Annotated in this window: 9 protein-coding genes; 2 read left to right on the forward strand and 7 right to left on the reverse strand. The window is 44.3% G+C overall.

What is annotated here, in order from left to right; all coding sequences use genetic code 11:
- Window positions 1-227: 227 nt before the first annotated feature.
- The 3 genes from H6A28_RS09450 to H6A28_RS09460 are packed head-to-tail and all read right to left on the reverse strand — an operon-like array spanning window position 228 to window position 3,068.
- Entirely contained in the window at window positions 228-1,379 is a 1,152-nt protein-coding gene (locus H6A28_RS09450) for a carboxymuconolactone decarboxylase family protein (protein WP_204479942.1), read from the reverse strand.
- Between the two features lie 18 nt (window positions 1,380-1,397).
- Window positions 1,398-2,051 (reverse strand): flavodoxin family protein, encoded by a 654-nt coding sequence (locus H6A28_RS09455; RefSeq protein ID WP_204479944.1) that lies wholly within the window; start codon window positions 2,049-2,051, stop codon window positions 1,398-1,400.
- 12 nt (window positions 2,052-2,063) lie between these two features.
- Window positions 2,064-3,068 (reverse strand): aldo/keto reductase, encoded by a 1,005-nt coding sequence (locus tag H6A28_RS09460; protein WP_204479946.1) that lies wholly within the window; start codon window positions 3,066-3,068, stop codon window positions 2,064-2,066.
- 164 nt (window positions 3,069-3,232) lie between these two features.
- Between H6A28_RS09460 and H6A28_RS09465 the strand changes: the two genes are divergently transcribed.
- Window positions 3,233-4,132 carry a helix-turn-helix domain-containing protein gene (locus H6A28_RS09465; protein ID WP_204479948.1) on the forward strand — a complete coding sequence of 300 codons (900 nt, stop codon included), beginning with the start codon at window positions 3,233-3,235 and terminating at the stop codon, window positions 4,130-4,132.
- Here the strand turns inward: H6A28_RS09465 and H6A28_RS09470 are convergent.
- From H6A28_RS09470 to H6A28_RS09485, 4 genes are all read right to left on the reverse strand, one after another.
- Complete coding sequence (locus H6A28_RS09470) at window positions 4,095-5,129, reverse strand: amidohydrolase family protein (protein WP_204479949.1); 1,035 nt, start codon at window positions 5,127-5,129, stop codon at window positions 4,095-4,097. The two genes, H6A28_RS09465 and H6A28_RS09470, sit on opposite strands and share 38 nt — an antisense overlap.
- Before the next feature lie 6 nt (window positions 5,130-5,135).
- On the reverse strand, window positions 5,136-5,732 hold the full coding sequence (locus tag H6A28_RS09475) for a DapH/DapD/GlmU-related protein (RefSeq protein ID WP_204479951.1): 597 nt from the start codon (window positions 5,730-5,732) through the stop codon (window positions 5,136-5,138).
- A 184-nt stretch (window positions 5,733-5,916) separates the two neighbouring features.
- Window positions 5,917-6,897, reverse strand: coding sequence for an aldo/keto reductase (locus H6A28_RS09480; protein WP_430641274.1), 981 nt, complete (start codon window positions 6,895-6,897; stop codon window positions 5,917-5,919).
- A gap of 239 nt (window positions 6,898-7,136) precedes the next feature.
- Window positions 7,137-8,300: a serine hydrolase domain-containing protein gene (locus H6A28_RS09485; RefSeq protein ID WP_204479955.1), complete on the reverse strand. Its 1,164-nt coding sequence runs from the start codon at window positions 8,298-8,300 to the stop codon at window positions 7,137-7,139.
- 1,079 nt (window positions 8,301-9,379) lie between these two features.
- Between H6A28_RS09485 and H6A28_RS09490 the strand changes: the two genes are divergently transcribed.
- Entirely contained in the window at window positions 9,380-13,417 is a 4,038-nt protein-coding gene (locus H6A28_RS09490) for a protein NO VEIN domain-containing protein (protein ID WP_204479957.1), read from the forward strand.
- Window positions 13,418-13,659: the final 242 nt, after the last annotated feature.

Below are 13,659 nucleotides of genomic sequence, written 5' to 3' on the forward strand. Positions count from 1 at the left end.
AGAAACTATACTAGAAAGTGAAATTACCTTCCGCGAAAAAGCGAAAGTGATTCTTTCCAAACGAATGGCACAATAAAAACACTTCCAAATAGCAATAATCTCCTTTCCGTATCTCTTCAAAACTCTGTATACCTACCGGATAAATCATGCTCCTCATCTGAAACGAATTTTACAGTTTCTGCAAACTTAACAAAAATCTGCGGAAAATCATTATTATTCCAATCGCGTCATTTGATTTTCAATCCCGGTATCAGGGGTTTCACGTCCACCAGTTCCAATTCCTTCACCATCGAAAGCGTCCCTTGCTTGTACTTTTGGAAATGGGGTGTTTTCAGATGACTCTCGTAAGCCGCACGGTCGGCATAGATTTCGAGAATGGTCACTTTGTGCGGCGCCTCCTTCTCGGCAGTGGCATAGAGTGTCAATACACCCGGTTCCAACCGCATGGAAGCTTCGATTTCTTCTTTCAGAAAAGCATTGTAGGCCTGCAATTGGGTCGAATCGACTGTTATTTTTGACAGGCGCACCAGGTTGTTTTCGGCGGGAACCGGCCGGGAATATTCTTCTTTGATAATACTCAACGCCTTGATGGCTGCCGGAAAACCGATATACGGCAGACACTGAATGACGGCAGCAGTCAGTGTTTCGGGCGTATTGCCCACGTTCAGATTGCCGTGATAGTGCGAACGAAGCTGACTTTCAGCTTCCAAGGTTGTCAGCACACAGTAGCCCAGCAATTCACGTGTCTGCAAATCGATAGCACCTCGGCTGTATATCTCGCCAAAGAAATAATCCGTAAGGAATTGTTCCACCTGCCTGCCCATGTCACCGGGCAATCCTTCCATCACCGAAGCGATACCTCCGGGATAGAGCCGGTCCTGAATGGCCTTGCCCGTCGCATGGCGGGTTTCCTCCGTCACCGTACCTTGCTTTTCCAACGGCAATGAGATGCCCCGCTCCTGAAGCACTTCATTCACCGCAGCCACTGCATTCAGCATCTTAGGGAAACCGATAAAAGGCGCAGTGAGGTACATCACCTCTCGCAGCTCTTCAGGAGTGACTCCTACATTGAGTGCCGCCCCTGCATAGGCTTTCAGTTGTGGAAGTGTCTGCATGGTGGCAAGGGTGATGCAGGTAATCATCTCACGTTGTTTCAAGGTAAGGTTGCCTGTTTGGAATACCTCACCGAAGATAAACTTCTGCAGAATGTCCATCATTTCCGGGTCTGTACCCTGCCCGGTTAAGGGTTCACCGCCGAACAGCGTGTGGTAATTCTGCTTGCATATTTCTATCCTGTTCATACTATTGTCTGCTGTTTGTGCCATCGTGGACAAGCTGCCTGCCAGCACGAGAGCAATGAGACCTATTACTTTTCTCATATTTCCTATAATAAAAGGTTATAAACTCTTGCCCAATTGATAGGCCTGCTGTGGATAGTCTGTATGCTGGACGCTGCCCGCCGTCCAGACTCCCGAAGCTACCACTTCACCCACACTTGTCCATCCGAGATAATCCATCAGCGTATGGTAATGCACCCGCATCGGTTCTGCTTCTTTTTGGGAAGTGTCAGAATAGGCCATTAGGAGAGCAGCTTTTTTAGATACTCCCTTTATCTGCCCGTTGATCGCATAAAAACGGTCTATCACCCGCTTCATCTGTGCTGAAAAACCAAAATAATACATGGGCGTGGCAAATACCACCATATCGGCTTCGATAAGACGAGGTCGGAGTTCTTGAAAATCATCATTGAAGATGCAAGGCCCGTTCATGCCACAACGATTGCAGGCGCGGCACGGTTCCACCAGTTCGAAAGCACAATCGAAACGGAACACTTCATGCCCCTTCTCTTCCGCTCCTTTAATAAACTGTTCCGCCAGATAAGCAGAATTCCCGTTTTTACGGGGACTACCCGTCAATACTACTATTTTCATCTTGCTTGTCTTTGATTTGTTATCACTTATATAGTTAAAAGCCTCCACTATCCCTGTTCCGGCTACAGCCGTACCCAAAGCGGCGAGTACAGACTTCTTCAAAAAATCTCGTCGTTCCATAGGTGCCTGAGGTTAGAGTCCTGTCATTTTCTCCTGGTCTTCAGGATAACGTCCCCCAAGAATCTCTATGCTGTCCAAATGCCGGCGGATGTCTGCCAGTTCTTCAGACGTGAACTCTATGTCCGCACCACCTATATTTTCCTGTATACGCTCGATGCGTTTCGTGCCTGGAATGGGAACTATCCACGTTTTTTGGGCCAGCAGCCAGCCAATGGCGATACGTGCAGGAGTCGTTTCTTTCTTCTTCGCCCACTCTTCCACGTATTCCACTAATGCCATGTTATGCTTCAGGTTCTCGCCTTGAAAACGGGGAATGGCTGAACGGAAGTCCGTCTTGTCAAATGTAGTGTTTTTGGTGAAGCGTCCGGTCAGCATAGCCTTTCCCAGCGGACTGAACGGTACGAAACCGATACCCAGTTCTTCCAATGTAGGCAACAACTCCACTTCAGGCTTCCTGTACCAGAGGGAATACTCACTTTGTACGGCAGTCAGCGAACAGACGGCATGGGCACGGCGCACCGTAGCAGGAGCAGCTTCCGACAATCCCCAATGCAACACCTTACCTTCCCGAATCAGTTCACCGACAGTCTCGGCTACGGTTTCAATCGGCACATTCGGGTCCACCCGATGCTGGTAATAGAGGTCGATGTGATCCGTACGCAGACGACGCAACGAACCTTCCACCGCTTTACGGATTGTTTCGGGACGGCTGGACAGACTGACGGGACGCGTAGACGTATTCAAATCGGGTGTCTCGGACAAGTCATAACCAAACTTGGTAGCGATGACCACCTTGTCCCGGACAGGCTGCAACGCCTCCCCTACCATGTCTTCATTCTTGCCATAGCTATATACCTCAGCGGTATCAAAGAAAGTCACACCCAGGTCCACGGCCTTACGTATCGTTTCTATCACATCCTTACGGTCGGGATAGGGCGGATAACTCTGTGTAAATCCCATGCAGCCCAATCCTACGGCAGACACTTCCAAATCTTTTCCCAATACTCTTGTTTTCATAACTGTATTTCCGGTTATTTATCTAATGCAAAAATACATCGTGATAAGCGAAAATTCCGTAACCATAAATTGGCAAAACATACCCGTTTTACAGAAATTACGTATTTGCATCCATCATTGTACGTTAAATACTTTATCTTTGTATGGGATTAACGGAAAGGACGATGAGCAAGATACTGAAAGTAAAGAATGTCAATGACTACGGTCACTACCTCGGACACGCCGACCTGCATCCGTGGGTCAGTGTCATCAATTATGCCGAGGTGTCCCCCATACGTCATAGTCTGAACAATTACAGTGTGTACGGACTGTTCCTGCGGGACGATGCCAATGTAGCCTTGGACTATGGCCGTGGCAAGTATGACTACCACAAAGGTACGCTGCTGTGCGTGGCACCCGGACAAGTGGGAGGCAAGGAAGACAACGGCGAACAGGTGTCTATTACGGGGTGGGCGCTCCTGTTCCATCCCGACCTACTACACAGCTTTCCACTCGAAAAGCACATCAAGGAATATTCTTTCTTCGACTACCGTGTCAATGAAGCCCTGCACATGACAGATGAGGAGCATGACATCCTTGTCTCTCTCATGCGCCAAATACAAGACGAGTTGTTCAAAAAGCCAGACGAGCTACAGAACACCATCCTTGTAGGCTACATCGAACTGATGCTCAACTTCTGCCAACGGTTCTACAACCGCCAGTTCTTGACCCGTAAGGTAGAGAACTCCGACATTCTCGTCCGTTTCGACCATCTGCTTCGCGATTATTTTGAAGACAAACTACAGCTGACCCTCGGCCTGCCTAGCGTGCAGTATTGTGCCGACAAGCTGTGCCTGTCACCCAATTATTTCGGCGACGTCATCAAGAAAACCACTGGCGATACGGCAAGCAATCACATCCGTCGATTCATCATCCGGCTGGCCAAGAACGGACTGGCAGCGGGCGAAACCGTATCGCAGGTATCTGACAGACTCGGCTTTGAATATCCCCAGCATTTCAGTCGCATGTTCAAGAAGCAAGAAGGCATCACTCCTTCCGAATATTGCCAGCAGCTGCACACTTAACAAACAAGCCATCCGCATTCTTCCACAGAAACAAGTCGGCATATCCGGCAAGTTCCTTATCAGAAGCAAGCGTCTGCTTCAACCTTTGCAGGTTGGCTTTCAACACGGCATCAGGCAGGTAAGGATAGTCCGAGCCGTAAAGAATGTGGTCGGGCGTGGTGAGGGTAAGCAGCGAGCGCAAGATTTCCATGGTCGGGTTGCCCGCCAGATCGAAATAAAGGCGCGAAAGGTTGCCTTCCCAATCTATCGGCTGCATATAGCCCTGCTTCACCATTGCCGGGAGAATGGATTTCATGCGAGGTAAAGCCAACGGCAGGAACGAACCGCAATGGGGCACAACCACTTTCAGGTTCGGATAGCGCACCAATACATTTCGTGCCAGCATGTTCACCACGGCACGAGTGGTCTCCGCCGGATATTCATACATCGCCAGCGGTGTGGTGGCTATGATTTCCTTCGGATAAGGCGTGGGACGATGCGGATGGAGGATAACGACCGCATGACGCTCGTTCAGGATTTCCATCAACGGGTCCAATGCCTCATCCCCCAAGTACTGCCCGCGACTGTTGGTCGCCAGTTTCACACCATCGGCCCCTAACGTATCGAGTGCATACACCGCTTCCCGTATGGCAGCCTCCACATCCGGCAACGGCAGTGAGGCACAGAACTTGAATCTTTCAGGGTATCGCTGTTTTATTTCTGCAGAAACCTCGTTCACTCTGCGGATACATGCAGCGCTTTCCCCCACATCGCCATAATAAGGTTGTGGAGCTGGCATGGTCAGCACAGCGGTACGGATGCCTGCACTGTCCATAAAAGCGATGTGCCGCTCTACATTCCACTCAGGCAACGGAAAAGTTTCTTCCAATTCTGCCCCGTGTGCTTTCAGCACTTCCCTGTATTCAGGAAGAATGATGTGGCTGTGTACATCCACCATCTGTGCAGATACAGTAGCGAATGCCGCACACAATGCCCCTGTCAAAATCAATTTATTCATTACCTTCTATTCCCCGGTTATTGTACTTGTCGTTGTTGCTCTGCATTTAATTTCTTTGATGACCTTCGCCGGATTGCCGCCTACTACCGTCATCGGCGGCACATCGTGCGTCACCACGCTGTTTGCCCCAACAATGGCACCGTAACCAATAGTCACACCGGGCAGGATAGTGGAATTGATGCCTATCCATACTTTGTCTTCAATGACGATGGGACGCCCGTAAGTGGCACTGCGGTTGTCCGGATTAGGGTCATGGTTGATGGTGATAAGGTTCACTTTCGGGGCGATGAACACGCCGTTGCCCAACGTGATGCCACCCCGGTCGAAGAAAGTGCACCCCTGCTGTATCCAGCAACCTTTCCCTATGCGGATGTTCTTCCCGTAATCCACATAAAACGGAGGTAGCAGCGTGACCGACGAATCAATCTCACGGTCTGTAATACGAGACAGATAGTCGCGCACTTCTTCAGGCGTATGCCAGCCGGTATTCAATTCGTTTGCCAGCTTCATGGTGTCCCAAATCGCATTGATTAATTTGTCATATCCCGGTTCATTGGGAGAAACCATTTCTCCCGACAAGTCTTTCTTGAAAATATCTTCCATATTGTCTTTAATTGATTGGTTCTTTCTATGTGATAAAGATACGACAACACCACCCGATACAGGGTAGACATATCCTCTGTGTTTATACCAATTTCACTGAAAATGAACTTATAAACCCCACAAACACTTTCATGCACCTCTCTTCTTGGATGATGACCTCCAAATTATCTGTATAATGGTAAAATCATTTATCTATTTGACTCTCTGTGAACGGGTCGGCACGGTGCCCCATCAGATCTATCCTGGCGTAGGCAGCGTCAAACTCCTCCATTTCGTAAGGAGTCAGCCGTACGGAAGCGGCACCGAGGAAGTCATCCAGATGGTCAGGATTGGTTGTTCCGGGAATAGGGACAATCCACGATTTACGCGAGAGCATCCAAATCAAAGCGAACTGCGCCGGAGTCACCCCTTTACGTTTCGCCCATTCCTCCACGAGATAAACCAACGGCATATTGTGTTTCAATGCTTCAGGCTGGAATTGGGGCAGATTATACCGCCTGTCTCCCTTTTGGAAACGGCTGTGTTCGTTGATTGTTCCCGTCAGGAAAGCCCGCCCCAGCGGACAATATGGTACAAAGCCGATGCCCAGTTCCTGAAGCGTGGGAAAGATTTTGGTCTCCGGTTCGCGCCACCAAATGGCATATTCACTCTGCACAGCTGAAAGCGGACATACCGCATGTGCCCGACGTATGGAACGAGCACTTGCCTCCGACAATCCCCAATGCAAGACTTTCCCTTCCTGCATCAAGTCTTTTACCACCCCGGCCACCTCTTCCATCGGCACATTCGGATCTACACGATGCTGGTAGAGCAGGTCGATGTGGTCTGTACGCAAACGGCGCAACGAACCTTCCACCGCCCGACGGATATGGTCCGGTCGGCTGTTCAGGGCGGTCGGCTGCCCCTCTTCTACCCCGAAGCCAAACTTCGTCTCGATTTTAATTTTGTCACGAAATGGGGCAACGGCCTCACCCACCCATTCCTCACTGGTGTAAGGCCCGTAAACCTCTGCCGTGTCGAACAACGTAACCCCTTGGTCATATGCCCGCCGAATCAGGTTTATCATCTCCTTCTTCTCATATTTGCCTCCATAGTAACCCACCATCGGCAGGCACCCCAAGCCGATGGCAGAAACTTCCATCCCGCCCAGTTTGCGGTGTTCCATCTCTTTTCTTTGTACCCGATTGTTTGACGACGCATCTGCTGCGCTCTCCCCCCTCGGCCTCGTTCCGGCAAAGACCTGCCCCATGCCTGTCATCATTCCGATTGCGGCCAAGGTGTAACCGGAAGCCTGTTTCAGAAAATTCCTTCGATCCATAATCTCCTGTCTTTTTAGTCTTTATGCAAATATAGCGGAGAACAGGCAGTAGGTATGTAACAATAACTCGGAGGTGTGTACCCGTTTCACTGATTCTCTTTCAGTATCTTCAGAGCGATGTCCATATACCGCGTGATGTCGGTCGTAAGCTCGCGGTGATATACGTCGCTACGCTTGCGACCCAGGCGTACCACGATGGCATCCAGTGCGGGGATGGCGATGATGTATTGCCCCAGCATACCGCGCATGTAAGGACAACGCATCCCGTGATAATCCATGATCCACGTCTGAAAACCGTAGTAGCTGAGTGAATCCTTGCCCCACTGGTCTTTCAGGTACGAAGCGGGACGCATCAGCTCGTCCATATAGGCCTCGGATACCAGTTGACGGCCGTGCCAATTGCCGCGATGCAACAAGAGACTTCCGAAACGGGCTACGTCGCGGGCCGTGGTATGGAAGCAGCAGAAAGCCTTCTCGTCGCCGTCTTTCTTATCGAGCAGCCAGTAAGCATCGCGCTCGGCCTGCATCGGACGCCAGAGTTTCTCTTCAGCATAGTCACTTAGTGTTTGCCCAGTAGCCGCTTCAATCACAAAAGCCAGCAGTTGGGTCTCTCCGCTACGATAAGAATACTGCACGCCGGGATTTTCCGTCACCTCCAAGCCCGTCACCAAGTCATACAAATCATTGCCGTAGTAGCCATGCGTAGTAACGGAGAAGAGTGACGCATACGCCTCATCCCACGCCATACCGCCGCTCATGGTCAGCAAGTCGCGCAGGGTGACATCAGCCTGCATCCCTTTCGTATAGGTCGGAATGTAGCGCGATACGGGGTCATCCAAACTATGAATTTTTCCTTCGTCGAGAGCCACACCCGTCAACAGTCCCACGATGGTCTTTGTAGCAGAATAAAGGTTCGAGGTCAACGTGTCGTTCCACCCGTCACGATAACTCTCAAAAAGGATGCTGTCACGACGAATGACGAGAAACGACACGGTGCGCAGGCTGTCCAGATAGTGTGTATCCTGCTCCGTCAGTCGGTAGCGGTTATAGTCGGCAGAAAGGGGCCAGTGCCACACGTCGTCGGGATTATGGTGTACCGTATGTCGGTGAAAGGTTTCCAGGTCGTCGATGACAGGCATCCAGTGGATGAGCGCCTGACGGGCATAGTAGGGCAAGGAGGCATACACCACCCCCAGCACCACGACCAGGGCGACGAGCAAACGGAGGATGGTTTTCTTCTTTGTTTTCATAGGGATATGCTGTAAAACTATTTTCTTTCCGTAGTTCTTCAAAAGCTGTATGCCAAGCAAGACAGATTAGGCTTCTTATCTGAAATGAGGGATACTGCTTTTACAAACTTACGGATAATCTTTGGAATATCCACCGAATTGCAGCAGATAAACGCAACAGGGTTTGAGAATTAAAGAGTTAAGAGATAATCCAAAAGTTGGGTAAACAATTGAAAAGCATTATCCCTATCAATGGGACAGGTTACAATCAATGAAAACTTGAAGATACCAAAGAAAATAAGGACAAAAGGGAGGATTTACAACAACGTATATCCACACTTGAAAATTAGGACAAAGAATTGATACAACATATCAAAACAATGGAACAGTAAGAAGGAACGTAACAAGTTTAATGAATATGTGGATAAGCTACAACAATACTTATCTCATATAGAAAAGCTGTTATCGCTAATTAACTTCAGCCGAAATACCCTGCATGTCTCTGAAAGGATAATCCTAGAATTGTGCAAGTTGAAGAAGGTGAAGTTGAAAGGTGATTTCTATTCTCCTGAGTTCAACCGAAAGTTCCATGACGAAAATACAGCATTCATATTTAAGGAAGACAAGAACAGGAAAGGATATTACCATATATACGTGAATGATATTCCGCTTATGCATGGTTCAGGGAGAGAACGCATGATTGGAGAAATGGGTTGGAGATTGCTTATACAAAACAGGATAAAGGGCTGAAAATATAGAATGTACTCTAAAGTCCACTCCCAAAGCGAATAAAAACATTAGAAGATAGGGAATTATCAGAAAAATCTCCTACTTTTATAAGCGGATTGAAGAAACTCATTCCAAAACATACGAGAAAAAGAAGAAGCGTCATACATATCTTGGACTTGAAAACGTAGGAGATTTTCAAATTGGATACAAGAATAGCATAGTGGTTCTCACGCTATACCGTGGGCTACTTTGTTACATCTGTATCCGAGGATTCCTATGACCTTTAGGTAAAGAGTGTGGCATTCAGTCTATCCTTCGTGACTTTAATATATCATTTTACAATGTAATAACTTATCATTAAACAAAAAAATATGGAAACAGGAAAGTATATACCGGATGATATCCGTATAGCAGAGAATGACGTAATGTATGAACAATACTGTAATAGCGTCGGTTCAAGATTACGTGATTTAGACAATCCAGGAGACGTTGATTGCAAACGTTGGCCATGGGAACTGATACAAAATGCGAAAGATACCGTGGTAAAAAGAGAGAAAGATAAATTTGTAGATGTTGTTTTTCGTCGATATATTGATGATAAGGGACATCAATGCCTTTCTTTTTCACATAACGGAGCCCCCTTCTCGGCAAAGGCATTGGTAGGATTAAAATGGAAATTCAGTGCAGAAAAAAGAAGTGAAGAGATAACAGAAGATGGCATAAGACGAGATAAGCAAAGCACAGGACGCTTCGGAACAGGCTTCTTAACGACTCACGCATTATCTCGTATTATCGATATAAAGGGGGCATTAGAAACGAAGGACAAAGGATTGGTGTCTGTCGATATGACATTATATCGTGATGGTACTACTGATGATGAGCTTAAAAAAGGACTGATTAGAACTGAAGAAGAAACACGATATAATGAACGTGAAATAGAAAGGAAAGATGGTCATCTAATCACTGAATTCATCTATCATTTGGATAGTGAAGACAAGATTAGACCCGCCCGTATGGGTATTGCCAATCTGATGGACAACTCTGCACAAACCATGACATTCTGTCCAACGATTAAATCTATTACAATAAATGATGAAATAGATAAAATTTATTATGAAATATGCCGCAAGGAGAATGACAAGCCCATTCAAGGAACTTTCGTTCAATGTGAATTCGAGGAAACTAAGGGCTGTTATTCTCAAAACAGAATTTTCATTGTCAATTCAATAGAAGAACCAAATCAAGAACTCACATTATTTAAAAAAATTGAGCGCAATCTTCGGCTACAATTAGCCATAGAGGTAAATGACAGAAAAGAAGTGAAACCCATCTCTTATGACGTTTCTCCATCGGTCTATTGTTCTTTGCCCCTTATTGGATTTGAAAGAATGACATTGCCATTCTATATCAATAGTAATGATTTTGAACCTGTAACAGAACGAACAGCATTATATCTAAAGAAAATACGCAAAAGTAAAAGATATAATAATGAAACGAATTGTAACGAAGAAGAGATTTTCCCAAATGGGATAAATTGGATGATACTGGAACGCTCTGTTCCTATGTATGAGGAATTAATTGATTATCTTATCACAAACGAATACACTGATTTATACAATCTTGGAAACGGATTAGGGAAAATATTAGATAATGGTTCCGGCTGGACAGAAGAAGAAAAGGATTGTTTGGCTGCACGATACATAATTCCATTACGCGAAATAGTAGTTCGCAAATCAATAGTAAAAACTAATGACGGATTGAGGTCAATAAAAGAAGATAATCTTTATTTTCCGGCAAATATCAAATCGAATTTCTATGAAATATGTAATAACATATATGGAAATTCCATGCCTGTTTTTGGTGAGCTTAAGTATTGGATAAAAAACAAATGGGGAGCTTACAAATTTACTGATGGTTTTAAAGAAAGCATTGACAAATCAGAACAATCAATATTCCAAATTGTTGACACCAACGATATTGCAAACTTCATTGAAGAAGCGGGGAATATAAATTCTTTGGCCTTGATTGAACAATCTAACTCTATTGAATGGTTGAATCGTTTTTATGAATGGCTCTCTGAAGCAAAGTCATCCATCATCAATGAAAAAAGGATTGTCCCAAACCGAAAAGAAAACTTTGTTTGTGTATCTGGAGAAAAACCGTTGAAAAATGGTGCAGATATTGAAGAGGTTACTTATGCTTTCATGAAGAAATTGGGGCTGAATTGGGACGAACAATTACTCCTTGACGGAATAAATAACATTTCCTTAGAAGCGATTGAAAAAGAAGATGTGGTCAATGCCATCAAAAAACGATGCAAAGATATTATCGATAGTAAAACAAATGTGATGGAGCTGTTGCTTCCCATAATCATAGCTATCCCGACCAATGCCGAAAATGATAACAGAAAGAACTTCAGAAATAAACGATTGCAAATAATTGAATTCTTCAAAGCAATATATCAACAGGAAGTAACAAATGGGGTAGAAATCAATCTTTCGGCTGAGATATGGGAAGATACGGACAAATGGTTGATGAGGCAATTTTTAGACCAAGTCGCTTCAAAGAAACAATTGGACACAATAAATGAGAGTGGAGATGATCAGACTAATAAATATTGTACTATAAAATGGTTAAATAATTTCGTTAATTTCTCGATAAACAACGGATATTTGCACCAAGAGGAATTATCTGGGGACAATCAGTCTGGCAAAGATGGGAAACATTGGAATCTTATTCCAAATGGATATGGAGTATACTGTTCCTTGGATCAATTACATACAATAGGCAACGTGCCACGTGAACTCTTAAGTGAGAATTTTGCTGTATCTGGCATTGATATCAAGGCAAATTTGATACATGATCAATTTGAAATAAACAATAGGTTGAACATTGTACCATTGCAACTCGCCAACATAGTAAAAAACCTGGAATCATTTTATACTGATAAAAATAAAGAACTTAAAACTAAAATCGATGTTGCCTCATACATAATCCACCTAAAACCCTCAGGACAGAATTGGTTTGATAAATTATTAAACGTATATGATATGTTTGTCCATTATTCAGGGAGACAGACAGAAATAGAATGCTCCGACACCTCGTTGTGGCGAGAATCTGTTAAGGTAATAGCTTGTCACCTTGCAAACGAAATAACAGATGCAGGTTCTTTAGATATGCTGGATAAGAAACTCCAAAAAGTAGATGAGTCTTCATTTACAATCCCTGCTATTAAATGGTTGGACAACTATATTGATTATATCTCCGAAGCAAGATTACATATATCGGACGAGACACTGATAATACCCGATTACTATGGAAACCTACATCCAATCAAAGACAAAATGTATGACGGTTCTTGTTTAAATGATATCGAAGAACTGATACCTATTTTGGAAAAAGGATTATTAAACGATTGTCCGTTTGAAGAGAATGCAAATGTTAAACGCAACATATTAAGTTATGTATTGAAGCCAGGGTTTAGGCATACAGAATGGGCACAAGATGACACTAAACGTGTGATTTTAGGTATCATAAATGAATGTGTCACATATTGCTATAAAAATCTTAATAGTAAGAATAGGGAACTTGTAAAAGATGCTGTAGAACGAATTGTGAACTATTTCCAATCAGAAGTCCATACCCAGGATAGTAAGTTGATGCAAGAAGTATATAACAGAAGGAATGATATGGCAATGGATCTACTATATGACCCAGAAACTCGCAAACAACTTCAGAAGATGCACGATGCATTTACTTTGGATGAAATGAATGACTTGGTAAATAGTAGGAATGAAATTAAACAACTTTTTGAGAACAAGACCGTCATTCAGGAATTGAGTCAGAAAAAAGACGAATTATACAAAGAACTAGGTCAATTGGAAACTCTGAAACTAATACAAGAAAAATTCCCCAATTTTGATTTGAATGAAATTTTTGATAGACTTCAAAAAGAGCAAGGTGATTTTGATTTAACACAGATAAAAGATTGGACTACAAAACAACGAAAGATACAGATTGGTGATGAAGGAGAGTGTTTTGTCTATCAAGAATTGTGTAGAAAATATGGAATCAACAATGTTAAATGGAGTAATCTGGTTACACCATCAACTACAGATTCCCGTTGTGTTCATTGGAATGGCGAAACATACTATTTATGTACTACCTCACACGATTATGACTTTGAAGTCACATTGACTGACGGGAAAAAATTGTTTTTTGAAGTCAAGACTACTGTCGGCAATGTATCAGAAAGCGATCTTTTTCCACTGAACTTCCAGCCCAAAGAATGGGATTATATTGAAAAGACTGACGATAATTCCAAATATGTTATTGTCCGAGTTTTCGCAGTGGAAACTTCACCAAAAGCCTATTATCTACAGAAATATTCAGAGAAATCTGATCTATAAGTTTATCTTTCGTAATTATCACAAAGAATTATATAAAGGATGGAAAGAACATTGTTTTATTATTCTTTTCATCCTTTAATTTTTGTACCTTTGTATTAAGTAAGAATTACCCTAATACATTAGTGTCCCGTTAAAATGGGACGAGTTAAACAATTAATCAAAAAGCCCCGGAATCAGGGGATCATTTAGATCTTTGACATCATTGAAATTAGTCTTGTCGAACAGGTCACGCAAGTGGGTTT

Source organism: Bacteroides mediterraneensis (genome assembly GCF_016900355.1).
In the GTDB taxonomy this organism is placed as follows: domain Bacteria; phylum Bacteroidota; class Bacteroidia; order Bacteroidales; family Bacteroidaceae; genus Phocaeicola.

Excerpts from the sequence above, each read along its gene's own strand:
- H6A28_RS09450 (WP_204479942.1), bottom strand. The coding sequence starts at position 1,379 with ATGAGAAAAGTAATAGGTCTCATTGCTCTCGTGCTGGCAGGCAGCTTG.
- H6A28_RS09455 (WP_204479944.1), bottom strand. The coding sequence starts at position 2,051 with ATGGAACGACGAGATTTTTTGAAGAAGTCTGTACTCGCCGCTTTGGGT.
- H6A28_RS09460 (WP_204479946.1), bottom strand. The coding sequence starts at position 3,068 with ATGAAAACAAGAGTATTGGGAAAAGATTTGGAAGTGTCTGCCGTAGGA.
- H6A28_RS09465 (WP_204479948.1), top strand. The coding sequence starts at position 3,233 with ATGAGCAAGATACTGAAAGTAAAGAATGTCAATGACTACGGTCACTAC.
- H6A28_RS09470 (WP_204479949.1), bottom strand. The coding sequence starts at position 5,129 with ATGAATAAATTGATTTTGACAGGGGCATTGTGTGCGGCATTCGCTACT.
- H6A28_RS09475 (WP_204479951.1), bottom strand. The coding sequence starts at position 5,732 with ATGGAAGATATTTTCAAGAAAGACTTGTCGGGAGAAATGGTTTCTCCC.
- H6A28_RS09480 (WP_430641274.1), bottom strand. The coding sequence starts at position 6,897 with ATGGAACACCGCAAACTGGGCGGGATGGAAGTTTCTGCCATCGGCTTG.
- H6A28_RS09485 (WP_204479955.1), bottom strand. The coding sequence starts at position 8,300 with ATGAAAACAAAGAAGAAAACCATCCTCCGTTTGCTCGTCGCCCTGGTC.
- H6A28_RS09490 (WP_204479957.1), top strand. The coding sequence starts at position 9,380 with ATGGAAACAGGAAAGTATATACCGGATGATATCCGTATAGCAGAGAAT.